General features: G+C 64.6%; 23 protein-coding genes. 9 read left to right on the forward strand and 14 right to left on the reverse strand.

What is annotated here, in order from left to right; all coding sequences use genetic code 11:
* The first annotated feature begins 177 nt into the window (after window positions 1–177).
* Together IG178_RS17935 and IG178_RS17940 are read left to right on the forward strand one after the other, a co-directional pair.
* The gene (locus IG178_RS17935; RefSeq protein ID WP_193213953.1) at window positions 178–2,136 is read left to right on the forward strand and encodes a glycosyltransferase; all 1,959 of its coding nucleotides are present in this window, start codon (window positions 178–180) and stop codon (window positions 2,134–2,136) included.
* Between the two features lie 51 nt (window positions 2,137–2,187).
* Window positions 2,188–3,474, forward strand: coding sequence for a dihydroorotase (locus IG178_RS17940; RefSeq protein WP_193213954.1), 1,287 nt, complete (start codon window positions 2,188–2,190; stop codon window positions 3,472–3,474).
* A 56-nt stretch (window positions 3,475–3,530) separates the two neighbouring features.
* On the opposite strand, the gene IG178_RS17945 is transcribed toward IG178_RS17940, so the two are convergent.
* Complete coding sequence (locus tag IG178_RS17945) at window positions 3,531–10,451, reverse strand: hypothetical protein (protein ID WP_193213955.1); 6,921 nt, start codon at window positions 10,449–10,451, stop codon at window positions 3,531–3,533.
* Window positions 10,452–10,614: 163 nt separating this feature from the next.
* Here IG178_RS17945 and rsfS point away from each other — a divergent pair, with 163 nt between their 5' ends.
* The gene (gene rsfS, locus IG178_RS17950; RefSeq protein WP_193213956.1) at window positions 10,615–10,968 is read left to right on the forward strand and encodes a ribosome silencing factor; all 354 of its coding nucleotides are present in this window, start codon (window positions 10,615–10,617) and stop codon (window positions 10,966–10,968) included.
* Window positions 10,969–11,010: 42 nt separating this feature from the next.
* Complete coding sequence (locus IG178_RS17955) at window positions 11,011–12,252, forward strand: competence/damage-inducible protein A (protein WP_343226008.1); 1,242 nt, start codon at window positions 11,011–11,013, stop codon at window positions 12,250–12,252.
* Here IG178_RS17955 and IG178_RS17960 read toward each other — a convergent pair.
* The 12 genes from IG178_RS17960 to IG178_RS18015 form a co-directional block, all read right to left on the reverse strand.
* Complete coding sequence (locus IG178_RS17960; RefSeq protein WP_193213957.1) at window positions 12,249–12,614, reverse strand: DUF3127 domain-containing protein; 366 nt, start codon at window positions 12,612–12,614, stop codon at window positions 12,249–12,251. The two genes, IG178_RS17955 and IG178_RS17960, sit on opposite strands and share 4 nt — an antisense overlap.
* Window positions 12,615–12,626: 12 nt before the next feature.
* Window positions 12,627–13,094 carry a dihydrofolate reductase gene (locus IG178_RS17965; RefSeq protein WP_193213958.1) on the reverse strand — a complete coding sequence of 156 codons (468 nt, stop codon included), beginning with the start codon at window positions 13,092–13,094 and terminating at the stop codon, window positions 12,627–12,629.
* Window positions 13,091–13,900: a thymidylate synthase gene (locus tag IG178_RS17970; RefSeq protein ID WP_193213959.1), complete on the reverse strand. Its 810-nt coding sequence runs from the start codon at window positions 13,898–13,900 to the stop codon at window positions 13,091–13,093. Before IG178_RS17970 ends, IG178_RS17965 begins: the two co-directional genes overlap by 4 nt.
* A gap of 33 nt (window positions 13,901–13,933) precedes the next feature.
* Window positions 13,934–14,656, reverse strand: a complete 723-nt coding sequence (locus tag IG178_RS17975; protein WP_193213960.1) for a hypothetical protein — start codon at window positions 14,654–14,656, stop codon at window positions 13,934–13,936.
* A gap of 146 nt (window positions 14,657–14,802) precedes the next feature.
* Window positions 14,803–15,207, reverse strand: coding sequence for a peptide chain release factor family protein (locus tag IG178_RS17980; RefSeq protein WP_226895556.1), 405 nt, complete (start codon window positions 15,205–15,207; stop codon window positions 14,803–14,805).
* Entirely contained in the window at window positions 15,200–15,988 is a 789-nt protein-coding gene (panB, locus tag IG178_RS17985; RefSeq protein ID WP_343226009.1) for a 3-methyl-2-oxobutanoate hydroxymethyltransferase, read from the reverse strand. Before panB ends, IG178_RS17980 begins: the two co-directional genes overlap by 8 nt.
* 13 nt (window positions 15,989–16,001) lie before the next feature.
* Window positions 16,002–16,511: a 2-amino-4-hydroxy-6-hydroxymethyldihydropteridine diphosphokinase gene (gene folK, locus IG178_RS17990; RefSeq protein ID WP_193213962.1), complete on the reverse strand. Its 510-nt coding sequence runs from the start codon at window positions 16,509–16,511 to the stop codon at window positions 16,002–16,004.
* 69 nt (window positions 16,512–16,580) lie between these two features.
* Complete coding sequence (dapB, locus tag IG178_RS17995) at window positions 16,581–17,318, reverse strand: 4-hydroxy-tetrahydrodipicolinate reductase (protein WP_193213963.1); 738 nt, start codon at window positions 17,316–17,318, stop codon at window positions 16,581–16,583.
* 26 nt (window positions 17,319–17,344) lie between these two features.
* Window positions 17,345–18,229, reverse strand: coding sequence for a 4-hydroxy-tetrahydrodipicolinate synthase (dapA, locus tag IG178_RS18000; protein ID WP_193213964.1), 885 nt, complete (start codon window positions 18,227–18,229; stop codon window positions 17,345–17,347).
* Between the two features lie 74 nt (window positions 18,230–18,303).
* Complete coding sequence (gene dapF, locus IG178_RS18005; RefSeq protein WP_226895557.1) at window positions 18,304–19,116, reverse strand: diaminopimelate epimerase; 813 nt, start codon at window positions 19,114–19,116, stop codon at window positions 18,304–18,306.
* A gap of 20 nt (window positions 19,117–19,136) precedes the next feature.
* Window positions 19,137–19,931 carry a tryptophan synthase subunit alpha gene (gene trpA, locus IG178_RS18010; protein WP_193213965.1) on the reverse strand — a complete coding sequence of 265 codons (795 nt, stop codon included), beginning with the start codon at window positions 19,929–19,931 and terminating at the stop codon, window positions 19,137–19,139.
* A gap of 61 nt (window positions 19,932–19,992) precedes the next feature.
* A complete protein-coding gene (locus tag IG178_RS18015) occupies window positions 19,993–22,047 on the reverse strand; it encodes a hypothetical protein (protein ID WP_193213966.1) in 2,055 nt (684 codons plus the stop codon).
* Window positions 22,048–22,179: 132 nt separating this feature from the next.
* On the opposite strand from IG178_RS18015, the gene nuoB reads away from it, so the two are divergent.
* From nuoB to IG178_RS18030, 3 genes are read left to right on the forward strand one after another with little or no spacing between them, the layout of a single operon-like run.
* Window positions 22,180–22,716 (forward strand): NADH-quinone oxidoreductase subunit NuoB, encoded by a 537-nt coding sequence (gene nuoB / locus IG178_RS18020; protein ID WP_193213967.1) that lies wholly within the window; start codon window positions 22,180–22,182, stop codon window positions 22,714–22,716.
* A gap of 7 nt (window positions 22,717–22,723) precedes the next feature.
* Complete coding sequence (locus IG178_RS18025) at window positions 22,724–23,293, forward strand: NADH-quinone oxidoreductase subunit C (protein ID WP_193213968.1); 570 nt, start codon at window positions 22,724–22,726, stop codon at window positions 23,291–23,293.
* 21 nt (window positions 23,294–23,314) lie between these two features.
* Window positions 23,315–24,031 carry a rhomboid family intramembrane serine protease gene (locus tag IG178_RS18030; RefSeq protein WP_226895558.1) on the forward strand — a complete coding sequence of 239 codons (717 nt, stop codon included), beginning with the start codon at window positions 23,315–23,317 and terminating at the stop codon, window positions 24,029–24,031.
* 7 nt (window positions 24,032–24,038) lie between these two features.
* Here the strand turns inward: IG178_RS18030 and IG178_RS18035 are convergent, their stop codons facing one another.
* Window positions 24,039–24,839, reverse strand: a complete 801-nt coding sequence (locus IG178_RS18035) for a hypothetical protein (RefSeq protein WP_193213970.1) — start codon at window positions 24,837–24,839, stop codon at window positions 24,039–24,041.
* Between the two features lie 120 nt (window positions 24,840–24,959).
* Here IG178_RS18035 and galE point away from each other — a divergent pair, with 120 nt between their 5' ends.
* Both galE and IG178_RS18045 read left to right on the forward strand, forming a co-directional pair.
* Window positions 24,960–25,961 carry a UDP-glucose 4-epimerase GalE gene (gene galE, locus IG178_RS18040; protein ID WP_193213971.1) on the forward strand — a complete coding sequence of 334 codons (1,002 nt, stop codon included), beginning with the start codon at window positions 24,960–24,962 and terminating at the stop codon, window positions 25,959–25,961.
* On the forward strand, window positions 25,958–26,719 hold the full coding sequence (locus IG178_RS18045) for a prepilin-type N-terminal cleavage/methylation domain-containing protein (protein ID WP_193213972.1): 762 nt from the start codon (window positions 25,958–25,960) through the stop codon (window positions 26,717–26,719). The genes galE and IG178_RS18045 overlap by 4 nt, the downstream gene beginning before the upstream one ends.

Raw genomic sequence — 26,719 nt, forward strand, 5'->3', positions numbered from 1 at the left:
TGCTTCCGCGGTAGCGGCGGATTCCCCGGGGTGTGGTCCCGGTGTCCCAATCTCCCCGGACGACTCTTGGTCGTCCGGATGACGTTTCGTGTCGATTTCGCCACGCGAAAGCAAGCATGGCTCCCGTGGGGACGTGCTACATGCAAGGTGCAGACTGTTTGAAACTCCTGACTATTCATGAGAATTGACATTGTCACCGACACCTTCGCTCCCGACGTCAACGGCGTGGCCATGACCCTGGGGCGGCTTTGCGACGGGCTTCGCCGCAAGGGACATCTGGTCCATGTCATCCGCACCGGTGAGGGTGGGGGCAAGGGCGAGACCATCACGGCCTCCGTGCCGCTGCCGGGATACAAGGAAGTCCGGGTCGGCCTGCCCGGCAGTTTCAAGCTGCGCAAGCGCTGGATGAAGCGCCGGCCGGATGCGATCTACGTCGCGACCGAGAGCCCGCTCGGAAGCTCCGCGATCAAGACCGCCAATGCCCTCGAGATCCCGGTGGCCGCCGGGTTTCACACCAATTTCCACCAGTACATGGAGCAGTACCGCCTCGGCGGGCTGCAGCCGGCGGCGATGGCCTACCTCCGCAAGATCCACAATCGCGCCGACCTGACGATGGCACCGACCTCGGACGTCGTCGACATGCTGGCCCGCGAGGGCTTCGAGAACGTCCGCCTGCTCGGCCGCGGGGTCGACACCGGGCTGTTCCATCCTGCCAAGCGCGACAGCGCCCTTCGGGCCGAGTGGGGTGCCCGGGGCGAGTCGCCGGTGGCGATCATCGTCGGCCGCGTCGCCGCGGAAAAGAACCTGCCGTTCGCGATGGAGTGCCTGCGCAAGATGCGCGAGCGGGTGCCGGACCTCCGCTGCGTGGTCGTTGGCGACGGGCCGCTGCGCGAGAAGCTCGCGAACGATCACGCCTTCGTCCATTTCGCCGGCGTCCGTATCGGCGACGATCTGGCCCGCCACTACGCCTCGGCGGACATCCTGCTTTTCCCGAGCGAGACCGAAACCTTCGGCAACGTGCTCCTTGAAGGCATGGCGAGCGGCTTGATCACGGTCAGTCACGACTACGCGGCGTCCGCCCGCCACGTCGCCCACGACCGCACCGGCTTGAAAGTGCCGAAGGGCGATCAGGATGCCTACCTCGGGGAGTGCTTCGCTGCACTGGCGCGTTGGCGCGACGATTCGTTCCGTGCGAACGCGCGCGCCGCTGCCGAGGAGCTGGGCTGGGACCAGGTGGTCGAGGCATTCGAAAGCCACCTCCGCGAGGCCTGCGAGGCGCGGGGCCCGATCACCCTCAGCATCAAGGAGAAGAGCAAGCGCCTGAAGCGCAGCTACCGGACGATTTTCATCTCCGACGTCCACCTCGGCACGCCGGATGCAAAGGTCCACGAGGTCATTGACTTCCTCAAGCACACGCGCTGCGACAAGCTGGTCCTCAACGGCGACATCATCGACGGCTGGGCCCTGCGCCGCGGCGGCAAATGGCGCAACCGCCACAGCCGCTTCATCCGCACCGTCCTGAAGAAGATGGAAAAGGACGACACCTCGGTCGTCTATCTCCGCGGCAACCACGACGACATCCTCGAGCGCTTCCTGCCGCTGGCTTTCGGGAAGCTGCAGTTCGTCAAGGAGCACATCCACAAGGGGGCCGACGGCAAGCGCTACCTCGTCATCCACGGCGACGGGTTTGACAGCGTCTCGACCAACCACAAGTGGCTCGCGGTGCTCGGTGCCGTCGGTTACGACGCCCTGCTCAAGGTGAACCGCCTCTACAACCACTACCGCGCCTGGCGCGGGAAGGATTACTACTCGGTTAGCAAGGCGATCAAGGCACGCGTGAAGTCCGCCGTGAACTTCGTCGGTGAGTACGAACAGCAACTCCAAGAATTCGCCCGCAGGAAGGACTGCGACGGCATCATCTGCGGCCACATCCACACGCCCGAGGACAAGCAGGTCGGCACCGTGCGCTACCTCAATTCCGGCGACTGGGTGGAAAGCCTCACCGCCATCGTCGAGCACCACGACGGCCGCATGGAACTCATCCGCCACGACGAGTTCATGGCCGCTCTCGACGCCGAGGTGCGGCCGGACCGGATCACCCCGATCCGCGGCGACAATGTCGCGCTGACCGCCTGACGGTCTCGCACGACACTGGACGGACCCGCGGCGGGATGGCATGAAGCCGGCATGTCCGATGTGCTCTTGATCCGCCAGGTCCGCGTGGTATCCGAAGATTCTCCCGATTTCCGCGAGGCGGACGTGCGGGTGGAGAACGGGGTAATCGCCGCGATCGGCAAGGATCTGGCGGCGACCGGGGGCGAAAGGGTCATTGGCGGCCGCAACCGGCTTTTGATGCCGGCGATGTTCGACGCCCACGTGCACTTCCGCGAGCCCGGCTTCGAGGCCAAGGAAGACATCGCCAGCGGCACCGAGGCGGCGATCAACGGCGGCATCACCGGCGTGGTGATGATGCCCAACACCTCCCCGGCGATCGATTCCGCGACCGTGGTCAAGGCGGTGCTCGACAAGTCGAAGGCGGTGTCCCGGATTCCCGTCTACACCTCCGGCTGCATCACCAAGGACCGCGCCGGCAAGGAACTCGCGGGCATCGACGGGATGCGCGGGCTGGGGGTGAAAATGCTTACCGACGACGGCGACGGGATCGGCGACGCCGCGGTGCTCTACCGGGCGATGCAGTATGCCAGCGAGTTCGGCATGTTCTTTGCCAGCCATTGCGAGGTCCACGAGCTCGCCGGCCCGCGCGCGCTCAACGACGGCCCGGTCGCCTACCGGCTCGGCATCAAGGGGAGCCCCGCCTGCGCGGAAGAAATCATGATCGACCGCGATATCCGGCTCGCCCACGCGACCGGCGCGCACATCCACATCCAGCATGTTTCCAGCAAGCTCGGCATGGAAACGATCCGCTGGTGGAAGCAGCGTGGCGACGTCAAGGTGACCTGCGAGGTGGCGCCCCATCACCTGATGTTCCGCGACGAGGACATCGGGGAATACGACACCCACTACAAGATGAACCCGCCGCTGCGCACGGCGGAGGACAACGCGGCCTTGCTGGAGGCATTCCGCGACGGGGTCTTCGACCTGCTGGCGACCGATCACGCGCCGCACACGGCTTTCGAGAAGGCGCAGGACTTCACCACCGCGCCCAACGGCATCACCGGACTGGAAACCGCGCTGGTGTCGATGTTCGACCGCTTCGTGGTGTCCGGTGACCTGACCTGGGACATCCTGGTCAAGCGCTACTCCGCCGAACCGCGGCGGCTGATGGGACTCGAACCGGTGCCGGTCGAGGAGGGGAAGGCCGCCGAGTTCATTCTCTTCGATCCCGAGGGTTCCACCACCTTTACCCCCGAGTTCATGAAGTCGAAGAGTCAGAACACGCCGTTCCTAAACAAGACGCTGAAGGGCAGCATCGACCTCGTGGTGCTCGGGTCGGAGGTGCTGCTGGAGCGCTGAGGCTAGCAAGAAGAGAGCGCCGGTTCGATCGCGACCCGGCGCTCCTGCCAAAGTCGTTAGAGGTCGAACACTTCCACCCGCGAGCCCTTCTCGGGATGGCTGATGAGAACGGCGACCTTGCGGATTTCGCCGAGCTCGCTGCCGGTGTGGCTGAGGTAGTCGAACTTCCCGCGCAGGTCGGTGTAGCCGTCCTTGTGGAACTCCGCGCTGCCATCGGGGCCCTGGACGTAGACTTTCACGTAGCTCCGCGGCAAGGGCAGGCGGCTGGCGCTGTCGTAGACCTGGATGGTCCGGTCGAGCGGCTGGCGGACGGTTTCCAGGGCCCGGCTGTCGAGCACCTTGAGCACCCGGGTCCCGCCGGACCGGGCGGCTACCAGGACATTGCCCTGGCGGAAACCTTCGGGCAGTTCGACGCCGGTCTCTTCTTCCTCAGCAGGAAGCGGCACCTCGCGGGTGTCGTTCGCCATGATGCCGGGTAGCGAAGTCGCTTCGCCCGACAGGAAGGGGTCCTTGGAGAACATCACTTCCAGATCGACGCTGAACAACTGCAAGGTCGCCCGATCGAGGCGATGGTGCTTCACCATCAGCTTGCCGTCGGTGGCAAGGGCGAGGTCGAGCGAGGGGGCTTCTTCCTCCGGCTTCTCCGGTTCGACCGCGCGCGGTTGTTGCAGGGCGACGATCTCGTCCGCCTGGAGGATCACCGCCTCGAAGCGGCTCTTCCACAGCCCCGGCGGCAGCGAGTCGTGGCGACGAGCGATGGCCCGCGCGTCCTCCGGCCTGGAGCGGTAGAAATCGACCACCGCGGTGACGTAGTCGTAGGCGAGCCGTCCGCCGAGGAGTTCCGGTTTGATCGCGTCGAAGTGGGCCAGCGCTTCTTCAACGCGGTCTTGCAGCAGCAGGTGGTAGGTGAGGGCCAGGCGGTCGTCTTCGCCGAGTGCAGGCTTCCACGCGAGGTTGTCGAGGAAGCGCTCGTAGTGGCTCTTCGCCTCCTCGTGGGTCAGCCTTTCCTTGTCGGCGAAGCGGTGGGCGCGCGGGTTGACCAGCGGATCGAACTCCAGGGTCTCCCAGCCGCGATGCTCCACTGGACGGACCTCAAGCAGCGGGCTGTCGAGCCAGTCTCCCAGTTCCAGTTTGATTTGCTCAGGCAATACGGCGTCCATCTTCAGTGAATCCTCCAGATAATCCCGCATTGCCGGGACCGAGCCATGGAGGAAGCCATACGAAGCGACGTCGGGCGAGTAGACGAGGCGCTCGCGGAGGACCTGGGCGACCTCGTGGAAAAAGCTGCCGTCTTTTAGCCGCCAGCGGATCAGCTTGAAGTCGAGACCTTGCAAGCTGGCGCTGCGGAGACGCTCGAGCACCTGTTCGCTGCTGCCATCACGCGCAAGGGCGGGCCACGAGGCGGCATCGACCGGCGGGGCTTCGGCGGTGGCTTTCAGGGTGCGGACGGGGGTGCGGGCCAGCACCAGGTCGCCCTCCGAGACTTGCAGTGGGTAAAGCGCGAACTCACCGGCTGCCGGGAAGTAGAAGGCGAGGCGGAGGTTCAGCACGCCGTAGGGCTCCAGTTCGTGGGTGGTCGATGCGGTGGCGGCCATGCCATCGAGGGGAATCGATCCGGCGGGGATCTGTGCCAGCACGTCGATCCGGCGGCCGGCGCCGGTCGGGTTGGTGACGACCAGCGAGGCGCCGTAGGGCACCCCGGCGAGGAAATCGCCGGTGATGCTGTTCTCGATCTTGCGGCCGTCTTCGGTGCGGAAGCGGTCGTCGAGGCGGTGGAAGGTCTGGCGCACCAGCACCGGCGCATCGGGCGCGACCTTGCCGGTTTCCCGGGTGTCCTTGTAGAACAGGAGCATCGGTTCGCGCGCCTTCACCCGCAGGGTCGCGCCATCGACGCGGGTCTCCGGCCGGGCGGCGGCGAAGGGCAGGTCAAGCATCGCCAGGCAGAACAAGGCCTCGTTGGCGTTGTGCGTGCAGGCATTGAAGTGGGGTGAAAGGAAGCCGCCCTTGCCATCCCACGCCGCGAGGTCGAGCCAGAAGCGGTTGAGGGGAATGAACTTCTCGCCGGTGTCGCCCCGGTGTTTGTAGTAGTTCGACTCCCGCCAGAGCCGGGTCTGGTCGCGTTCGGAACTCCATGAGGGCCGGGAACGGGGTTTGCCGGCGAAGGGATCCATGAAGGGATCGGCGGCCGGTTCCATGGCCGGGGAAGGTGCCTGCGAGTCCAGTCCGTAGGCTGAACTCTGCGCAAAAGGATCACCTGTGTCTTCGGGAACGCCGGGTAGCCGACTCTCGAGCACGCCCGTGATTTGCTCGATCAAATCCAGGTTTGTCGGGGTATTCCTGACGAGCAGGGTGCTGCTCCCGCGGAAGTACTTTGCCGAAGAACCTTCCGGAAACTTCACCCCGTTGTCCTTGAGCAATTCAACCTCGCTCTTGTGCGGAACGGGGAGGGTGGATCCCTCGTCCGGGGCGAAGGGGTCGTTTGGGTCTGCCCAAGCGGCTCCCCCGGCGAGCTTTGACAAGAAGTCCGGCGGAACCCGGAAGCTACGGGTGAAGAGATCCTCGTCGGTCTCGGTGGCTGGCACGATGGTGATCGCGTATTCGTCGATCTTGTAGCGGAGCTTGGTCTTGTCGCAAATATACTTCAGCGCCTCTCCAATCGGCACGTTGCGCAAATTCAGCTCATCAATTCGCAAGCTTCCGGGATCCTGAGCGGCTCCCAAGCCACCGGCATCGGCGTCGAGGCCTGCATCTTCAGAAACGCCTCCGCGAGGTTTGCGGATTACAAAGTTCATCCCCTTATCGGTGGGATCAAGAGAGTTGGCATCAAGCTCGATCGAACGCAGGCGGAGAAAGTCGATTGCTTCCTCAACCGACGTGTCCTCGAAGTTGATCACCGGGACGATGATGCTATTCAACTTTTCGAGAATTCGGCTGGAACGCCCGGTTTGTGCCGTTCCCCACCCGTCACCGAAGTCCTCGGCAGTTCCAAATCCTTTGCCGGGCATTTTTCTCGCCAATCCAAGCGAATCCTCTGTCGCGAGGTCCGTGCCGCGCAGGGTCTGGGTGAACAGCATCGTCTCCTGCTCCGGTGTCGGGGCTTCGAATTCCCAGCGCTGTTTCAATTCGGCGGCGATGCGATCCTTCGCCTCGGGCATGGCTTGGGCGAGCAGGGCCTTTTCGGCGGCGTTGAGTCGCTGCCAGGCGTAGGGGCGGAGGTAGGGGGCGAGATCGCGGCCGAGCAGGATGTCGTCGATGACCGTGGGCTCGCGCTTTTCGGCAAGCAGCGGTTTGACGTGTTTGGCGAAGAAGTCGGGGTCCTTGCGGGCAAGGAACAAATGGAGCTCGTGGCTGGCGTGCTCCGAGAGCAGGGCCAGCTTCCGTGGTTCATCGAGCGAAGGCCAGTCGAGCAGCGGCAGGAAGTCGTTCATCCGCGGGTCGCCGGTGACGCCGTAGAGGAACTGGTGGGCCTCGGCGAGGGTGGTGAAGGCGCGCCAGTCGGCGTCGATCACGCTTTCAATCGATGCTTCCGCGCCTTTGGCGAGGGCGGCGGCGCGGCGGGTGCCCACGTGATACTTGCCGGCATCGAGCGGCCGGGCGAGGCGGCGGTCGCGCAGCGGGGTCTCGGAGCGGGCCAGCGGGACGACCAGTTGGTGGCGGCCCGCGGGGTCGGCGGCGACGACATCGATGAACTGGCAGGCGGCGAAATCCATCACCGGCACCTGGACGAGGCCGTTGGCACCGACCTCGAGGTCATAGCGGATCACCGAGGGATGGGCGAGGAAGTCGATGGACGGGCCGCCATCGGTGCCGGCTGGTCGTGAATCGGGCTTGGCCTTGGGGGGCGGGCGGCGGTCGACGCCGCGGCCACCGCCGGCCATGGAGCCATCTTCGCCGAGGTCGCCGGTTTGCTTGGCCTGGACGATGTCGTCCTGGCTCCAGCGGTTGACCAACAGGCCGGGTCGAGGTAGGAGGGAGCCGGGAAAGGTCTTCGCGGCGCGGCGATCGATGATGTAGCGCATTTCGTCGCCGAGGCGCTTGTCCTCGAGGAAGGCGCAGGCGGTGAAGCCGGGCACCAGGAGGTCGGGCTCCGGGCGGGCGAAGGGCTGGAGGGCGTCGCCCGCGGCCCATGGGTGCATGAAACGGCTGCCGATGAGCGATACGCGGGTCCCGGGCGTGGCGCCTTCCACGCGAACCACCAGCGATCCGGCCTCGACGGTGGCGGCCGCAATGAAGGGGATGGACGGTGCGTGACGCGGCAGGATGCGGGCGGTGGAAACCAGCAGGCCGCCGCGATCGATGCCGCCGGAAACGCGGACCGGGATGGAAGCGCCGTCGAGACGGAGGGTGAAGTCGCCGGGTGGCAGGCCGCGCAGCACGAGGCGGCGGTTTTCGACGGCGAGCTTGTCGAAGTGGTCGCGCAGGGGATTCCCGTCGCGGGTTTCGATCAGGCTGACCCGGGTGCGGTCCGGCACCGCCATGAAGCGCACCAAGGGCAGGCGCGCCTCTTCATTGACGGACAGGTGCAGGTGATCGGGCAGGTCGATCCAGCCGCCATCCTCGTCGGGACGATAGCTGGCGGGAGCAATGTCGGACCCGGTGACCTTGACCTCGCTGATGTCGGTCAATGGACCGAGCGAGAGAACTCCGCGGTCGTCGGGGCGGAGGGCGAGGGTGATGGTTTCGAGGTGGTCGCGGTGAGTGAAATCGACGGTCAGCGGACGGGAGGCGAGCGGCTCGCCGTTGCGCCCGCGCAGCTCGACGCGATGGCCTTCGGCGTCGCGGGTGAAAAAGGCGGCGGCGATGCGGCCGGTGCCGAGGATGCCGTTCAGCGAGTAGCTTTGTTCAGCGGACAGCGGGAGTGGATCGGCGCCGTCGCGGGCGGTGACGGTGCCGGTGAGGCGGAACTTCAGGGCGAGGGTGTCGGCGGGGACCTGGAAGGGAACGAACATCCGCGGTGACAGCTTCAGGTCCTCCGCGATGACCCGCTCGGTGGTGAGCCCGCCGACGAGGCTGGCGGTCATCACCAACGACGGCTTCTCGATCCACTCCAGTGGCAGCTCATGGTCGTGGCTCGCGAGCTTGAGACGCAGGGACAGGTTGGCCTGCCGCTCGGCGAGGAGCTGTTCGCGATCGAGGTGGAAGCGGGCTTGCAGTGCGATGTCGTCGCGGCGGGGCGCAAGCGACACCGGGACGGCGAGCTTGCCGTGGCGGACCAGGCCATGGGAGCGCAAGGAAGAGAGGCTGTCGGGGATGAAGATCGTGCCGTTCTCTCCGGGTCGGAACGTTTCACTGCCGAGTGCGACCTCGGCATCGGGGATCAGGTTTCCGGCGTCGTCGAACACCCGCACTCCCTGGCCGCGGGCCTGGTGCTCGACATAAGGGACCAAGCGGCCCTTCCGGACCAGCGCGCGCGAGGCGGTGCCACGGGACACGCATTCCACGATCCAGGCGCCGGGGCCGTCGAGTTCCGGCAGGTCGATGATCTGGCGATGGAGGACGAGCGGCGGCTTGTCAAAGGTGAGACGATGTTCGTGATGGGGAACCAGCCCGTCGAGATCCAGGTCGACGGGTGGTTCGCTGCCCTCGCGCTCGATCCATGCGGGCAGATCGAGTTCGAAGATCCGGACCAGCAGGTCGGGGGTGTTTTTGAGGTCGAGGGCGATCCGGACGGCGGCGCCGGCCGGCAGGGTGACCGGCTGTCCGGGAGCGAAGGCGATGCGGGTTTCCTTCTGCATCGCGAGGACCTGGGCGGGATCGAGCGCTGCGCCCCATTGGACGGGATCGGCCCCGGCGAGCAGCTTGGCGCGGGCATGGAGCCGGCGGAGGGATTTCTCCTCGAAATACTCACCGAAGGCATCCGGCGTGTCGGCGGCGGCGAGAAAGTGCTGCAGGTAGTCCTCGATCAGCTGGCTGTCGCTGCGGACCGGCGGACAGGCGGTTGCGGGCCGCAGGTCACGGCTGAGGTCCACGGTCGGCTGGTCGTCCGGGAGTTTCGCGACCCGTAGCAGGGTGTGGGTGGCGCGGGGCAGGGCGAGGTAGGCGCGGAAGTCGTCCAGCGGGAACTGACCGAGCGCGCGCTGCAAGGAGAGGTGGTGGTAGAGGACGTGCGCCGCGATCGACGGGTCACCGAAGCCGCGTTGCACGACCAGGTCCTTGCAAGCGGCGAGGTGGGCGGCATGGGCGGGGAGATCGAGGGCCAGGTCGGTTTCGGCCCCGGGGAGCAGGGTCTCCATGTAGCGGGTCGCGAAGCTCCGGTAGCTGGCGAGCCAGGGGTGGGCGGCGAGCAGTTCATCGAGTTGGGGGCGGGTGAGCAAATTGTGGATCGGCAAGGTCCCGAACGCGATGCGTGGCTTGACGACGTTGGCATCGAGCGATCGCAGGATCAGCGGAACGACTCCCGGATGATCGGCTCGTCTGAGGTTTTCGAGGAAGTAGCGGGTCTTGGTGCCGTCGAAGGTTCCGACGTGGTCCAACTCCCTGAGCATGCGCTCCTGGGAATAGCCGCGGTAGGGCTGGAGATTCGAGCGGTCGGCGGCCACTTGCTCGAAGGCGGCGGCGCTGATCCGGGCGGGATCGAGGCGGTCGGGAAGCTTCTGGTCGGCCTGGGCGTCCGGACGGGAGTCCTCGAACTTGAGGTCGAGCAGCTTGATCAGGGCGGCGGTCGATTTCTGCGGGTCGGCCTGGTAGCGGAGCAGCAGTTCGCGGGTCTCAAGGGATTGATAACCGTCGAGGCGGACCTTGCTGTCCTCGGCATCGGCCACGGCTTTCCAATCTTCCATGGTCCGGCGGAACGCATCGGCGCGGCCGGCCAGTTGGTGGTTCAGGGCGTGGTGGAAGAACCAGTCGCGGGTCTGGGGCACCAGCCGGGCCAGTGCGATCTCCCGGGTGGCGGGGTCGGCGAATGCCTCCTTGAAGTCGAGATCGGGGGCGGCCGCCAAGGGCAGCGAAAGCAGGAGGGAGATAAGGGCTTTTCTCATGTTCAGGATCTAATGGGGCTGATTGGTGCGGGGGAAGAGTTAAGACGAGAAATGCTCCCGCAACCTCAGGCCGGGGCTCCCGGGCCGGCACCGTCGCAATCCCTTGAAATTGATTGGCCATCCCGCGGGAAGGCGCTACGGTCCGCGCCCCGAGCGGGAGTATATGGCAATCGAAGGACTTGAATTGGCGAAGGCGTGCGCGAATGCCGCGGACAACATCCAGGCGGAGAAGATCCGTGTGTGGGACTTGCGGGGGCTGTCGAACCTGACCGATTTCATGATCGTTTGCTCGGGCTCGTCGATGCCGCACCTGCGGGCGATCCTGCGCGACATCCGCGGCGAGGTGGACGAAAAGTATGGAGCCAAGCCCTGCAACGCGGAGGGCAATGCCGACACCCGCTGGGTGGTGCTCGATTACATCGATGTGATGGTCCACGTCATGCACGACGAGTTGCGCGACTATTACGGTCTCGAGGATCTCTGGGCGGACGCCAAGGAGATCGACTGGAAAGACTGACCGCGGGCTTGATTCGCGGGGATTCCGGTCTTCTGTCGGCGCGTGCGCATCGAGATCCTGAACACCGGCACCGAGCTACTGCTCGGCACCACCTTGAACACCCACGGCAAGTGGTTCGGCGAGCAGCTCTTCAAGCTGGGCATGCGGATCCAGCGGCTGACCACCGTTCCGGACGGCGACGCGATCACGATCGCCCTGCGTGAATGCGTGTCGCGGGCCGACGCGGTGATCGTCACCGGGGGCCTCGGGCCGACCAGCGATGACCTGACCCGGGAGGCGGCGGCCGAAGTGGTGGGGGCCGACTTGATCGAGGACGAGGCCGCCATGCGCTCGCTCGAGGCCTTCTTTGCGGCCCGCAACAAGGTGATGGCCGAGGCCAACCGCAAGCAGGCGCAGGTGATCGTCGGCGCCGACGTGCTGGCGAATGCCAACGGCACCGCGCCGGGGATCTATGTGCCGCCGCGGCTGAACAAGGCGGCCAACTGCGCGATTTTCCTCCTGCCCGGGCCGCCGCGTGAGCTCTACCCGATGTTCCGCGACGAGGTGATCCCGCGCTTGGTGGCGCTGGCCGGGCTTGCCGCGGCACCGGGATTGCTGGAAATGAAGCTGGCGGGGGTGGGGGAAAGCGATCTTCAGCAGGAGGTCGATGCGGACCTGGCGCAGGTGCCGGGGCTGGAAGTCGGCTATTGTGCGCGGATCGGCGAGGTCGACCTGCGCCTGATCGGCGACAAAGCGGCGATTGCGGCGGGGCGGGAGATCGCGATGGCGAAGTTCGCGAAGGAGATCTTCTCCGATGATGGTTCGTCACTCGAGGCGACGGTGGTGCGTCTTTTAGGCGAGCGCGGATTGACGCTGGCGACCGCGGAAAGCTGCACCGGTGGCCTGATCGCGAACCGGGTCACCGATGTTCCGGGCAGTAGCGCGGTGTTCACCCACGGCTTCGTCACCTATGCCAACGAGGCGAAGCGCGACCTGCTTGGCGTGCCCCAATTGCTGCTCGACGAACACGGCGCGGTGAGCGAGCCGGTCGCCAAGGCCATGGCCGAAGGAGCGCTGTGTGTCAGCGGGGTGGACATTGCCGTCGCGGTGACCGGGATCGCGGGTCCTGACGGAGGGTCGGAGGACAAGCCGGTTGGCACCGTGTGGCTAGCCTGGGCCGCGAAAGACCGGCCCACCGTCGCGGTCCGGAAGTTGCACCCGCGGAACCGCAAGGACTTCAAGCTGGCGACCAGCCAGTCCGCCCTGGATGGAATCCGGCGGATCGCCCTGAAAATGCCGGTTTAGAACGGGATGTCGTCCGACATGTCGGGCTCGTTGTCGAACTGCTCGTCGAAGGACGAGCTGCCGCGCGGCGGTTCGTCGTCGCCGCCCGCGCCGTCGGCCTTGGAGATTTTCCAGGCGTTGAGATTCACGTAGAAGCGCTCCTTGTATTCGCTGCCGCGGATGTCGAAGGCGACTTTCACGGGATCGCCGATGCTGAGTCCGTCGAGCATCGAGGTCTTGTCCTTGAGACACTCGAACTTGATCATCTGCGGGAACTTGCCGTCCTGCACTTCCAGCACGAACTCCCGCTTGCTGAAGCCGCTGGCGAAGGTCTGGGTGTCAAAGAGGTGCTTGAGGGTGCCTTCGAGTTCAAATGTAGCCATGGTGGGAATGATTCAGGGAGTGATGCGGTGATAGCGGCGGACGTCAAAGGCTTCGTGCGACTCGATGATCTCGCCCGGTCCGAACCGCTCCTCGAACGCCGGGAAACGCGTGTCGCCGGGGTAGGGATGATGGACGTGGGAAACGAGCAGTTCGTCGAGATACGGCAGGAATGCCTCGTAGATCCTTGAGCCGCCGATGATGAAGACGTCGCCTTCGAGGTCGAGGCCGGAAAGTGCCCCGGGCGAATGAATTGCCTCCACCCCGTCGGCCGACCAGCCGGGATCCCGGGTGACCACGATGTTGCGGCGCTTCGGCAGGGGCCGGCCGATCGAGTCGTAGGTCTTGCGGCCCATGACGATCGGGTGACCGGAGGTGGTCCGCTTGAAGAACGCGAGGTCTTCCGGGAGATGCCAGGGCAGGGTCCCGTCGCGACCGATCACCCGGTCCGGGGTCATGGCGACGATGGCGATCAGTTTCATACCGAGACCTCGGCCTTGATGTGCGGAAGAGGATCGTAGTTCTCCAGGCGGAAATCATCACCGCAGAAGCCGTCGATCTCGGTGACCTCCGGGTTGATCCACATGCTCGGAAGCGGCCGTGGTGCGCGGGTGAGTTGCTCGCGGGCCTGGTCGAGGTGGTTCTTGTAGAGGTGGAGGTCGCCGAAGGTGTGGATGAATTCGCGGGCCTCGAAGCCGCAGACCTGGGCCAGCATTTGGGTCAACAGCGCATAGGACGCGATGTTGAACGGCACGCCGAGGAAGAGGTCGGCCGAGCGCTGGTAGAGCTGGCAGGACAGCCCGGGGCGGTCGGATTCGGGCTCGTGGACGAAGAACTGGAACAAGCAATGGCACGGCGGCAGGGCCATCCGGTTGAGTTCCCCCGGATTCCAGGCAACCACCAGGTGGCGGCGTGAGTGCGGGTCACCCTTGAGCCCGTGGACCAGCTCGCCGATCTGGTCGATCGTGCGGCCGTCCGGAGAAGGAAAGGACCGCCATTGGCGGCCGTAGACCGGACCGAGGTCACCGCTCTCGTCGGCCCACTCGTCCCAGATCCGCACGCCGTTTTCCTTGAGGTAGGCGATATTGGTGTCGCCCTTCAGGAACCACAGCAGTTCGTGGATGATCGAGCGCAGATGGAGCTTCTTGGTGGTCAGGCAGGGGAAGCCTTCGCGCAAATCGTAGCGGACCTGGCGGCCGAACACCGACAGGGTGCCGGTGCCGGTGCGGTCGCCGCGCTCCTCGCCGTGCTCGAGGACGTCACGCAGGAGATCGAGGTACTGTCGCATGGCGGGAACTTAGTCCCGCTTGCGGAGTGTTGCCTAGGCGAGATTGCGGCGTCGGCGGCGAAGCAGCAGGGCACCGGCTCCGAGCGCCCCGAAAACCGCGCTTGCCGGCTCGGGAACCGCGGTTGCATTGATCCGGAAATCGACGGAATTGATCGCAAGGCTGACCGATTGGCTCTTGTTGGTCGTCTGTGACGGCATGGCGCCGGTCAGGCTGAAGGTGTAGGTCCCCGCGGACGTGAGCGATGCTTGCTGCTGGCTGATTGTTTGGTTGAGCAGGCTCTCGTTGGTGGCGCTGCTGCCGACGTTGCCGGAAATGGCGGTGACGGCACCGCCGGGGCCGTTGAGATTCCAGTTGAGGGTTCCGTTGATGCCAACCTCGCTGAGGCTGTAGCCGAGATCGAGGATGACATCCGCCGATTCCCCGACACCGAGGGTGAAGACGATCTGGTAGAGGATCTGGGCGGAGGCGACGACGTCCGTATTAGCGCCGGTGCCGCCACGCGAAGCGGACAAATTGCCGAGCGTGGTGCCATTGAATTGCCAGCTGCCTCCGCCGAGATCGGTTTGGCCAAGCGCACCCGCAATCGCTGAAATCGAGCCGTTGTTAGGGAGGGCCTGGGTCGTGGGCGGGGTGCTATCGGTCAACCCGGCGACCGTGGTCGATGCGGATTGGCCATTGGTCGTGATGGTGACGCCGGAAGCTCCGGCAACCAACGAGAGAAGCGAGAGCACGAAGGCTCCTTGGGCTTTGTTCATGGGGGATATGGGTGAACACCATTCCAGCGATGTTGCCGGGAATCAGTGTCGGGTGAAGCGTGGGAATCGCTAGCGATTTACTATCAGGAAGTCAATCGTCAAGTAAGGCGATATTCTCCCCGACATAGGTCCGCCGCCGACGGGATTCAGTCCATGCCGCCCGGACTCTTGCGCAGGTTCTTCACCTTGGAGTGATGGCGCTTGTCCGCCACCGACCGTTGTTTCGAGCGGCGCGAACGCTGGCGTTTCTGGCGACGGATCTTTTCGAAGGCCTGTTGCCGGGCGGAGGCCTTGCCCAAGCGGATTTCGTCCAGGCTGTCGCAAAGGTCGCGGCGTGCCTGGTAGCGGTTCATCTCCCGCGACCGGTTGGCCTGACATTTGATCTCGATGCCGCTGGGCAGGTGCTTCAGGTAAACGCAGGAGGAGGTCTTGTTGATCTTTTGCCCCCCGGAGCCGGACCCGAGGATGAATTTTTCGACGAGATCGTCCTCCGTGATGCCCAGGGCGGCCATCCGTTCCGCGAGGGCGGCTTGTTTTTCGGGGCTAACCAAGATCGGCGACGGGCGCCCGCTGGACACGGGAGTGATAGGCCGCGGCGGCGGCGGAAATCTGCGAGGCGACATCGGCTTCCGGCTTGGCAAAGGGCGGCACGAACCACGGGAAAGAACCGATGAGATCGGTGGCAACCGCAACCTCGCCATCGCAGGTATGCTCGCCGCAGCCAATGCCGATGGTCGGGACGGGAATCCGGGCCGTGAGCCAGGCGGCGGTGTCCGGGACCACGCTTTCAATCACGATGGCGAAAACCCCGGCATCGATGAGTGATTGGGCACCTTCCAGCAAGGCCGCGCTCTGTTCCGGCGTCTTGCCCTTTTTCTTGTAGCCGCCTTCCTCGAGCACCCGCTGGGGAAGCATCCCGAGGTGACCGCAGACCGGAATGCCGGCCTCGACGATGGCCCTCACCTTGGCGGCCTGGCGCACGCCGCCTTCCAGCTTCACCGCCTCGGCACCGGCATCGACAAGGCGGCAAGCATTCGCGAGGGCCGTGGCCGGGTCGGGGTAGGTGGCAATGGGGAGGTCGCCGATGACCAAGGCTCGCGGCTTGGCACGGGCGACGGCGGCGACATGGTGAAGCATGTGATCGAGCGTCACATGAGTGGTGTCCGGATAACCGAGGACGACCATGCCGAGGGAATCACCGACGAGCAGGACGTCGATGCCGGCCTCGTCGAAGAGGCGGGCGGTCGGGTAGTCGTAGGCGGTAAGCATCGAAACCGGCGGGCCCGAGGCTTTGCGGGAGGCGATGGCTTGGGCTTTTTCGGGTCCGGTCACGGGAGACTAGGGGTTACCACACCGCCTGGACGGTGACGAGCGGCGGCTCGCTAGAATCTAGGTGCATCAGGTGCTCGGCAATCGAAACCTGATCGCCGGGCAAGATCAGGTCGGGCCGCAGGTCCGCGAGGGGTTGCAGGACGAAGCGCCGCGATGTGAGCCGGGGGTGGGGGAGGTCGAGGATGTCACCGTCGATCCGTTCGTCGCCGAAGTAGAGCAGGTCGAGATCGATCACCCGGGGTGCATTGACTTCGGAAACCTTCTGGCGCCCGAGGTGGAATTCGATGGCCTGGGTCGCGTCGAGCAGCTCGTGGGGCGTTCCCGGATAGTCCAGCTCGACGACGGTGTTGTAAAAGTCCGGCGAGTGCGGTGGGCAGGCGACCGGTGCGGTTTGATAAACCGGGGCCTGGATAAGACTTCCCGGCGTGGCGATTTTCCGCAGCAAATCGCGGGCGTCCTGCAGGTGGCGCAGTCGGTTTCCGAGGTTCGAACCGAGGGCAATCCCGACTTTTGTTCCGCTCACGGCAGGATTTCCCTTTGTAAGGTTCGCGCGTTAAAATCAACGCGAGTTCCTGGCGATAAACGTTTGAAGCTAGCGAAGCTCAAGCACATCCTGCATGTCATAGAGACCTGCGGGCTTGTCGTAGAGCCAGACCGCGGCGCGAACGGCTCCGGCGGCGAAGGTCATCCGGGAACTCGCCTTGTGGGTGAGCTCGATGCGCTCCCCGTCGGCGGCGAACATCACCGTGTGGTCTCCAACGACATCCCCGCCGCGCAGGGTGTGCATGCCGATCTCACGGGGTGGCCGCGGACCGACGTTGCCGAAGCGACCGTGGGCGATGTCCTTGTCGTAGGAAGTCCCGGTTTCCTCGTTGAGGATCTCGAGGAGGCGGCGGGCGGTGCCGGACGGGGCATCGATCTTGTGGCGGTGATGCATTTCCGTCACCTCGATGTCGAAGCGGTCTTGGGTCAGGATGCGGGCGGCCTTCTGGGTGAGCCAGAACAGGGTGTTGACGCCCACCGAGAAGTTCGGTGCGTAGACGATCGGGATCTTTTCCGCCGCCTGGCGGATTAACTCGCGCTCGTCCTCGGTGTGACCGGTGGTGCCGATGACAAGATGGGTGCCGTTTTCAAGCGCGGCTTCGACGAGTTCGCCGGTGAACTTGTGCATCGTGAAATCGATGACCGTGTTCGCCTGGGCGATGGCAGCGGCAAGATTCTCGCCCGCATCGTGGGTGGCGGCGACGGTGACGGCCGGTTCTTCGCCGGCGGCCTGGAGCACTGCCTGGCCCATCCGGCCGGACATGCCGGTGACTAGCAATTGAATCATGGGGAATCAGGTTCGGGTTGGTCCGATCAGCCCAGCAGCTCGAAGTCGCGGAGCAGGGTGCGCAAGGTCTCGCGCTGGGCTTCCGCGAGCGGAACCAAGGGAAGACGGAACTCGTTGCCGCAGTGACCCCGGAGGGCGACGGCTTCCTTGATCGGGACGGGATTGGTTTCGAGGGACATCAGCGAGCGGAACAGCGGATACCACTTCTTCTGCTGCGCCAGGGCAGCCGGGAAATCGCCGTCGAGGCAGGTCTGGACCAGCTTCACCAGCACTTCGGGCACGAGGTTGGCGGCGACCGACACCAAGCCGACGGCACCGCAAGCCATGAAGGGCAAGGTCAGCGGGTCGTCGCCGGAGAGGATCGTGAAGTCCTCGGGGACCGCACTGAAAAGCTGGTTCACCCGCTCGACTGATCCGCCGGCCTCCTTGATGGAGACGATGTTCTTGCAGTCGGCAGCCAGGCGCACGGTGGTTTCGACCGCGATCTCGATGCTGCTTCGACCTGGCACGCTGTAGAGCATCACCGGCAGGCCGGTGTTCTCCGCGATGACCTTGAAATGCTGGTAGAGGCCTTCCTGCGAGGGCTTGTTGTAGTAGGGGCAAACCTGGAGGGTTCCGGTCGCGCCGGCCTTTTCGGCGGCCTGGGTCAGCTCGATCGCTTCCGTGGTGGAGTTCGCGCCGGTACCGGCCACGACCTGGCAGCGGCCGGCGGCGAACTCGGCGGCCAAGCGGATCACCTCGATGTGCTCGTCCATGTCGAGCGTCGGCGATTCGCCGGTGGTGCCGACGGGGACGATTCCCGTGATTCCCGCGGCGACCTGGCGATCGATGAGGGCCTTGAAGGCGGCCGTGTCGATCTTGCCGTCGCGGAAGGGAGTGATGAGCGCTGTGTAGGTGCCTCGGAAGGTCATGGCGGGCGGAGAATGAACATCCCGCGCCGGTCTTCAACCCGTAAGCCGGTGCGGGCGCAATTTCCCTGTCGTGGTCAGATCTCGATGTCGCCCTCGAAGACGAAATCGGCGGGGCCGGTGAGGGTCACCTTGTTGAACGATGCATCGCCGGTCTTCTCGAACCCGATTTCCAGCGTGTCACCGCCCTTGACGTCGACCTTTATCGGAGACGGCGCGCCGGTGAGCAGGTGGTGCATCAGGGCGCAGGCGACCATGCCGGTGCCGCAGGCGAGCGTCTCGTCCTCGACGCCGCGCTCATAGGTGCGGATGGCGATGTGGCCGGGCTCCAGCACCGTGGCGAAATTCGCGTTGGTCCCGGCGGGAGCAAAGGCCTCGTGGTAACGGATCGCCGCGCCGTGCTTGACCACCTCGGTTCCCGCGAGGTCATCGACGAAGGCCACGACGTGGGGGACGCCGGTGTTGACGAAACGGAGGGTGGCGTCGAGTCCCGGAACGGCGGCGCCGGTCTCGAGAGCAAGGTCCTTGGGTTCCGACATCGCGATGCGGATGTTCTCGTCGACGAGCTCCGCGGCGAGGGTGCCGGCGATCGTTTCGAAAGTCACGCGATCCGGGGATTCGTCCATCAGTGCCGCGGTGAAGCGCCCGAAGCAGCGCGCGCCGTTGCCGCACATCTCGGCCTCACCGCCGTCGGCATTGTAGTAGCGGAACTTGAAATCGGCGCCATTTTCCGCCGGTTCAACGGCGAGCAAGCCATCGGCCCCGACGCCGCGGTGGCGGTCGCAGAGGGCCTCGATCTGGTCCTTGTCGAGGGAGATCGAGAGGTCGCGGTTGTCGATGACAACGAAGTCGTTGCCGGCGCCGTTCATCTTGTAGAAGTGGAGGAGCATCGGATTGTCGATTTGAAGGATCAGGCGGACTTGGTGGCGGCGATCAGCGGGGTCACCAGCTCGCGCACGGCATCGGCGGCGCGGCCGGGGTTGAGTTCGATCTGCTTCACGATGGCGGAGCCGACGATCACCCCGTCGGCGCTTTTCGCAACCATCGAGGCCTGGTCGGGCGTGGTGATCCCGAAGCCGACGCAGACGGGCGTTTCCGTGTGCTGGCGGATCTTTGCCACCTGGGCGCCAATCCCTTCGGAAGGAACCCCATGAGCGCCGGTGACGCCGGTGCGGGAGAGCGCGTAGATGAAGCCTTCGCCGCTTTCCGCGAGCAGCTTCACGCGGTCGTCGGGGGTGGTCGGGGCAATCAGGCGGATGTGCTTGAGACCCTCCCCGCGGGCGAGGTCGTCGTTTTCTTTCGCTTCGTCCGGTGGCAGATCGAGCAGCAGGATGCCATCGGCGCCGGCCGCTGCGGCGTCGGCGTGGAATTTTTCGAATCCGTAGGTGAAGACCGGATTCAGGTAAGTGAAGAGGACGATCGGCGTCTGGTGGGTTTCGCGGAAGCGGCGGATCAGCTCGAGCGAGCGGGCGGTGGTCATCCCGGACTTCAGCGCGCGGTCGGCGGCCATCTGGTTGACGATGCCGTCGGCGAGGGGGTCGGAGAAGGGCAGTCCCAGCTCGATCACATCCGAGCCGGCATCGGCGAGCGCCTTGACGACGTCCAGGGAGGCTTCGAAGGACGGGTCGCCGGCGGCGACATAGGCGACAAAAGCTTTCTTCCCTTCGTGGCGGAGTCTCTCGAAGGCGGCATCGATGCGGTTCATGGGCGGCGGAGATTCATCCCTCCACGGCACAGTGACAAGCGTGGGGATTTGAATTCATCCATCAGGGCTTCGACAGGACCTGGAACGTTCCGGGTTCGGCGGCGTTTGCTTCGGCGGGGAGGTCGAAGTGATCGTCGGGGAATCCATCCGGCACGCGTGCCTGGACCAGCTCGAGGAGGAACTTTCCGGCCATCTCCTGCCTGAGCTCCTCGTCGAGGATCGAACGGTTGTAGTCGTTGGTCCACTCGATCCGCAATGGCAGCATCGAGGCTCGCCTGAGAACGGGGAGCAGGTGCTGGAAGCCTTGGTGGAAGGAGGTCCCGAACCCATCGCTGAAAACGATCGGGCTCCCCTGCGGCCCCGGCTTGTCGAGAGCCGATTGGCCGGCCAGCAGCTGATAGAGACCGGTCATGACGGCCGGGGCGTCCACCCGCGAGTAATCGACGCGCGGGTGTTTGACGGTATGACCCGAGGTGTTGAAGGGACACACGATGCTCCGGCTGGGGAAGGGAAAGTCGTTCGACCAACGGGTGCCTGGCAGCCCGTCGTAAAAGGTCTGGTAGCGGTCGACCGGGCGGGTCCCCAGGTTGAAATCAATCGCCGGGAAGATCTTCGAGGCCGCGAACTTGCCCGCGGTGACCCGTTCCACGGAGCGAGCGTTCGGATGGGAACGGGTCAGGAAGGCCCCGGACTCGATGTCGAGGACCAGGTGCTTGCGGCTGCCGGGCAAGGTCACCCGGCACCGAGGTCCCTCGCAGTCGACCTTGATTTCGACGATCCGGTCTTTCGGGCGGGTCAGCCGATAGGTCAGCTCGAGGCGAGGCACTGCCACCACGGCTCCGAGAGTGCCTCGCCAGAACACCACGATCGCCCTGTCTTCCTGGGTCAGCTCCGATTCCTCGATCGTGGACACCTTGCCGTTCCGGCCTTTGATCGTGAGGGAAGGGCCGGTCGCGCCGGTCAGGCGTCCCTCGACCTTGCTGCCGTTGCCGAGGTGCCATGTGCGTTCCACCGGCACGCCGGAGACGAAGCGGATCTCGGCCGGAACTTTCAGGTCGGGAGCTGGCGGCAGAGGCGGGTCGGTCGTGTCCCGCCGGTCGAAGAGCGGGTCGGGTGGAGCTGGAGCTCGGTGACCGGCCCTCCCGTAGACAAACGGTTTTACCAGCAAGATCCCGTCTCTGGTGCCGGGATCCAGGAGAATGCGAACTTCAGCGTCCTGATAGCGGGTTGGCAGATCCCCGCGATTGGAGATTTCGAATTCGTAAATCGTGCGGGACACCGTTTGTTGGTCCAGGGTGATTGGCTTGGGATCCGCCTTCATCACCTTGATCTGCCCCGTGAATTTCTTGCCCCAGCTGTAGATCACCGCCTTTCCCTCCGCGGTGGCACTGGCGAGGGAAACCGAGTGCGAAAACTGGGCGCCGTTCTTGTAGCGCAGCGTCGTGGACAAGATCACCGCATTGGCCCCGGTGGCGCAGCGCGCCAGGTTGGCCGGGCTCATGTCGTGATCGGTCTTTGCCCGGTAGGTCGCGACGTTCTCCAGCTCTTTCCTGAAATACTCGCCGATGCCCGCTAGGCCACGGCTCAGGGAGTTCCGGTCGTCACAGTAGCGGAGCATCCGTTTGCGTGCCCATGTGACTTTGGAGTTCAGGTCGCCCCGCTTGGGGATGGGCAGGACCCCTTCCTGTTCCCACCACAGCAGGAAGGTGACGAAGGCTGCAGAGAGGCTCTCGTTGGATTTGATGGCGAACTCGGCGGGGTCGATCGCGGGAAGTGTGTCACGGACCGGCTCGGCGGTTGGCTGGAACTGTGTCAAATCCGGCGCTTCTTCCGCCTTCGGTTTCCGTGCGTTCAAATGGGCTTCCACCAGATTGCGGTCGGGCTCGGCAAGGCTGGAGACCTTGATCCTGACAATCTTCCCGTCGCCGGTCGCCAATTCGAGGAGCTCCCCGTCTTCCAGGATCTGGAAAAGGCTGGCGCGGATCGTCTTGCCATTGGTGCCGGTCCAAACGCGCTCGGCGTCGATCGGTGCCGCCATTGCCAGACCCGACAAGCCAAGCCAGGCGATCAAGAGCCGGTGCCGGAAGTGGACGGATACCGCGGGGAGGATGCGCATGGAACGGTCCAGCATGACCACGCCGGGCTGGCAAGCGGGATCGGTGGGGAGCCCGGACAACGGAGCTTGTGAAATATTTCACAAACGGCTTGAGAGGCGGGCGGGGCAGGGGCATCGTGCGCGCCAACGAGCATGGTCAGCGACTCCATTCAGACTGCCCACACGGCCTACGATTCGAAAATCGAGGGCAATGTGATCTTCACCCGCGTCGACGCCGCCATCAACTGGATGCGCAAGAACTCGCTGTGGCCGATGCCGATGGGGCTCGCCTGCTGCGCGATCGAGATGATGGCCTCGGCCTGTTCACGCTTCGACTTGTCCCGCTTCGGGATGGAGGTGATGCGCTTCTCGCCGCGTCAGGCCGACGTGATGATTGTTTCCGGGACGGTGACCTACAAAATGGCGCTGGCCGTCAAGCGGATCTGGGACCAGATGCCGGAACCGAAGTGGTGCATCGCCATGGGCGCCTGTGCTTCCTCGGGCGGCATGTATCGCAGCTACGCGGTGTTGCAGGGGATCGACCGGCTGATTCCGGTGGACGTCTACGTTTCCGGCTGCCCGCCGCGGCCCGAGGCATTGATTGAAGGCCTGATGAAAGTGCAGGCCAAGATTGAGGGCGAAGCCGCGCTGCAGAACCAGAAGAAGGAGTTTTTCGAAGACATCGCCTGAATTTCCCATGTCTGCCGCGAAGGATATTGAGAGTTTGTCCGCGAAATTCGGTGCGGACGTGGTCGGGACCAAGGAGTTCCGGGGCGAACACACGATTTGCGTCAATCTCGGGGTGCTCCACGACGTGCTGGCGACGGCGCAGAAGGAACTCGGCTACGAAATGATCATCGATATCTCGAGCCTGGATCACTTCGGTGAGGAGCCCCGGTTCGAGATGGTCTACGAGCTGGCGACGGTGGACGACTCCAAGCACCTGCGGGTCAAATCGAAGGTCTCCGAAGAGGAGGAGGTCCCCTCGGTCACGGACGTCTGGATCGGTGCCGACTGGCATGAACGCGAGGTCTTCGACATGATGGGGATCCGTTTCAGCGGACACCCGAACCTCAAGCGAATCCTGATGTGGGAAGGGTATCCCTACCATCCGCTGCGCAAGGACTTCCCGTTGGCAGGGCGCCCGAGCGAAATGCCGGACGTGGCGTTCAGCGGGATCGCGCCGCTCGAGGGGGGACCTTTCGTCACCTCGCCGGGCAGCAATGACTCCGTGAAGCGCGAGCCGCGCGCCCGTGCGCAGAGCTGAGCTTCCGAAATTCGCCGGGCCATGCATTCTCCACCCGTGCCCGGATGGAGCCAACGGATGAAGTGGTGGGTTGCCGACCTGGGAGCGGCAAGGTGCAGTCAAGTGATCGCGCTGGCACTGCTCCTCATCCAGGCAGGACTGCAGCTGGCCGGCGGGCTGGAGAGGGTGCCTTGGATTTATCGACTGCTCGGGCTTTCCCGGGAAGGCATCGCGGCGGGTGAGGCATGGCAGCTGGCAAGCCACGCGCTGCTGCACGGTGGCTGGGTCCACGCGGCGCTCAACGTCACGCTGCTGATGACCGCGGGCAGCCGGATCGAGAGGATTTCAGGAGGCGGGGAATTGATGAAAGTCTTCGCGGCCGGGGCGATCGGGGGAGGCTTGTTCTTCCTGCTTTTCCCGCCGCCGGCTCCGGGCATTCCCCTTGTGGGGGCCTCCGGGGCGGTGTTCGCGCTCATCCTCTGGCTGACCACGGCATCTCCGGATTCGCGGATGTGGCCGGTGCCTGTTTCCGCCCGGAATCTGGGACTGGGGCTGCTGCTGGCCTCCGGTGGTCTGGCAATCGCCACCCCCTGGTTGGCGGGCGGCGAATTTCCCGTCGCCCATTCCTGCCACTTCGGCGGGGCGCTCGCGGGCTGGTTGATGGCCCGCAGGCACTTGCGGTCTCCGGTGGACCTGCAGCAGTTGCAAAAAGAAAGGGCCCGCCGCGAAGCTGCGGACGGGCCCGGAGAGTCACGTTGAGCGGGGCTCAATTGTTGCGCTTGTCGCGCCGCTCCTGCATTTTCTCTTTCCACTTGCCACCACCTTGGGGCGCGGGCGGCTGGGGTTGCCGGACCTGTTGACGGGCCTGTGGTTGAACTTGTGCCTGACGGCTTGCCCCCGCCGTGGTCACCGGCTGGTTGTACGGGGTGCGGCGGGAGCGTTGCTGGAGTTGCTGCTGCTGGTTGGTCCGTTGAGAACGGACCTTGTCGGCCCAATTCTGCTGTTGATCCCGGATGCTCTGCTGCTTCTGGGCCTGGTTCGCCCGCATGTTCTGGTTGCGGACGCTTTGCGCCTCCCGGGAAGCCTGGAAGTTCGCGGCCGCACGCGTCCGTTGGTTCCTCCAGGCAGTTGCCGTTGCATCGTTCCGCTCCCTGACCTTCTCCGCCCACGCGTAGTTGCTGGCTTTCAGGTTGGCGACGCGGTTCTTGTAGTTGGCAAGCACCCGGTTGCGATAATCCGACGGGGGCGGGCAGTAACCTCCGCCGGGACGCCATCCACCCGGGTGATGCCCGCCGTAGATGGGCGGCGGACAGTAGCCGACCGGGTAATAGCCGTAGAGGTAGGGATCGTAGTAGCAACGGCGATGGCGGTCGTAGTAGCAGTAGACGGCGGGATCGTAGAGCCAACGGTCGCTGCTGGTATAAACGAAGGTGGTGCTCAGTCCGCCCCCCCCGTAATAGCCGCCATCATACCCGCCCGAATAGGAGGGGTCGTAGTAACAGGAAGTGGCGATCAAGGTCGTCAGGGCAGCGGCAGCGCCGTGGAGCCAGCGGGTGGTTCGGGTCATGTCGGTGAAACGGGGTCTTCGGGAAATTATTCAGCGGATTTCAGCGAAGTCCAGCGGGCGCATTGACAGGATCGCCCGGAATCCATTTCTTCGGTGCGTCAAGCTGCCTCGAATTCATTCATGACTGACTCTGTCCTCGTTACCGGAGGAGCCGGATACATCGGCTCGCACACCGTCCGCCTGCTCGCATCCCAAGGTCGGAAGGTCGTGGTGCTGGACAACATGGTCTACGGTCACCGCGACGCGATCGTCGATGACGGGGTGGAACTGGTTGAGGGTGAGGTGGGCGACAAGGCACTGCTGCAAGGATTGTTCAAGAAGCACCATTTCGGTGCGGTGGTGCATTTCGCGGCCTACGCGTTTGTTGGCGAGTCGGTGACAGACCCGCTCAAATACTACCGGAACAATACCGCCGAACCGCTGACCTTGCTGGAAGTGATGCAGGAGTTCGGCTGCAAGAATTTCGTCTTCTCCTCGACCTGCGCCACCTACGGGGTTCCCGAGAGCATCCCGATTTCAGAAAAAAACCCACAGAATCCGATCAATCCTTACGGCCGGAGCAAGCTCATGCTCGAGTGGGTGCTCGCCGACTGCGACCGTGCTTGGGGCTTGAAAAGCGCTTGCCTGCGCTATTTCAACGCCAGCGGATCTTCGGAGGACGGATTGATCGGCGAAGACCACGAACCCGAGACGCACTTGATCCCGCGCGTCTTGATGGCGGTGACCGGGGAAATCTCCCACGTCGATGTTTTCGGAACCGATTACCCGACACCGGACGGCACGGGGGTGCGCGACTACATCCATGTCGTCGACCTCGCGACCGCCCACGCGAAAGCCTTGGATCACCTCGGTACTGGAGGCGACTCCGTCCAGTGCAACCTGGGCACCGGCGTCGGCGTTTCGGTGAAGGAAATCATCGCGGCGGTCGAAGAGGTCACCGGCAAGGGCGTTCCCGTTCAATACGGTCCGCGTCGTGCTGGCGATCCGCCGCAATTGCTTGCCGATCCCAGCCGCGCCAAGGAGGTTCTCGGCTGGGTTGCGGAGCATCGCGATGTCCGCGACATGGTGCGAACCGCCTGGGCGTGGATCAGCGGACCGCGTGCCGGGCGCTTCGAACAGTGATCCGCAAAGGGATCCGGTACTCGCGATGTAAACACATTCTAGCTTGCAAAAAGACCATTCCGACGGCACAGATTCAAAAAACCAAACCCATTATGAATTTCCGAACTTCCCGAGCGACAGGGGGCTTTAGCCTGATCGAGCTCCTCGTTGTCATCCTGATCATCTCCATTTTGCTCACCATGGGTGCTGTGGGTTTGAGGAACATCGGCGGTAAAGGCGTGTCCAGCGCAGTGGCAACCGCAGAGGCAGTCTTCGACGAAGCGCGGGCGATCGCGGTCGGGAAAGGCACCAAAGCCCGGGTGATGGTGGACGTGGACGACATCCAGAACACTGAAACCTTCAAACGCCGGATCTTTGCTGCCTACCAGGAGTTGGATGAAGACGGCGAGCCGACCGAAAACTGGGTGATGGCCAGCCGTCCGACCGTCCTGCCGGAGAAGACTTTCTTCAGCGAGGAGTTCAGCTCGCGAAACCACAAGACAGGTTCCGGGGAGCTCGATACCAAGTCGGTGACCTTCGGGAAGACGAATTACGACGGGAAGTATCTCTACTATGAGTTCAACTCCGAAGGCATTTGTTCGACGCCAGGGGCCAGCTTCGTGATCGGCGCCGGCATCCGTCCGAAGGGCGAGGAGCCGCGGGTCACAGGCGAAGGAAAGCGGGACTTCGCCGGATTCGTGATCTGGCGCAACGGCCGCACCTCGCTGTTCCGCGGTCCTGACGAGATCGGGATCCCTTCCGAAGTCACCAATTTTTGA

The sequence above is a fragment of the Neoluteolibacter marinus genome (assembly GCF_014904755.1).
GTDB classification, from domain to species: domain Bacteria; phylum Verrucomicrobiota; class Verrucomicrobiia; order Verrucomicrobiales; family Akkermansiaceae; genus Haloferula; species Haloferula marina.

Coding starts and splice junctions, on each gene's coding strand:
- IG178_RS17935 (WP_193213953.1), top strand. CDS start 178: ATGAGAATTGACATTGTCACCGACACCTTCGCTCCCGACGTCAACGGC.
- IG178_RS17940 (WP_193213954.1), top strand. CDS start 2,188: ATGTCCGATGTGCTCTTGATCCGCCAGGTCCGCGTGGTATCCGAAGAT.
- IG178_RS17945 (WP_193213955.1), bottom strand. CDS start 10,451: ATGAGAAAAGCCCTTATCTCCCTCCTGCTTTCGCTGCCCTTGGCGGCC.
- rsfS (WP_193213956.1), top strand. CDS start 10,615: ATGGCAATCGAAGGACTTGAATTGGCGAAGGCGTGCGCGAATGCCGCG.
- IG178_RS17960 (WP_193213957.1), bottom strand. CDS start 12,614: ATGGCTACATTTGAACTCGAAGGCACCCTCAAGCACCTCTTTGACACC.
- IG178_RS17965 (WP_193213958.1), bottom strand. CDS start 13,094: ATGAAACTGATCGCCATCGTCGCCATGACCCCGGACCGGGTGATCGGT.
- IG178_RS17970 (WP_193213959.1), bottom strand. CDS start 13,900: ATGCGACAGTACCTCGATCTCCTGCGTGACGTCCTCGAGCACGGCGAG.
- IG178_RS17975 (WP_193213960.1), bottom strand. CDS start 14,656: ATGAACAAAGCCCAAGGAGCCTTCGTGCTCTCGCTTCTCTCGTTGGTT.
- dapB (WP_193213963.1), bottom strand. CDS start 17,318: ATGATTCAATTGCTAGTCACCGGCATGTCCGGCCGGATGGGCCAGGCA.
- dapA (WP_193213964.1), bottom strand. CDS start 18,229: ATGACCTTCCGAGGCACCTACACAGCGCTCATCACTCCCTTCCGCGAC.
- dapF (WP_226895557.1), bottom strand. CDS start 19,116: ATGCTCCTCCACTTCTACAAGATGAACGGCGCCGGCAACGACTTCGTT.
- trpA (WP_193213965.1), bottom strand. CDS start 19,931: ATGAACCGCATCGATGCCGCCTTCGAGAGACTCCGCCACGAAGGGAAG.
- IG178_RS18015 (WP_193213966.1), bottom strand. CDS start 22,047: ATGCGCATCCTCCCCGCGGTATCCGTCCACTTCCGGCACCGGCTCTTG.
- nuoB (WP_193213967.1), top strand. CDS start 22,180: ATGGTCAGCGACTCCATTCAGACTGCCCACACGGCCTACGATTCGAAA.
- IG178_RS18025 (WP_193213968.1), top strand. CDS start 22,724: ATGTCTGCCGCGAAGGATATTGAGAGTTTGTCCGCGAAATTCGGTGCG.
- IG178_RS18030 (WP_226895558.1), top strand. CDS start 23,315: ATGCATTCTCCACCCGTGCCCGGATGGAGCCAACGGATGAAGTGGTGG.
- IG178_RS18035 (WP_193213970.1), bottom strand. CDS start 24,839: ATGACCCGAACCACCCGCTGGCTCCACGGCGCTGCCGCTGCCCTGACG.
- galE (WP_193213971.1), top strand. CDS start 24,960: ATGACTGACTCTGTCCTCGTTACCGGAGGAGCCGGATACATCGGCTCG.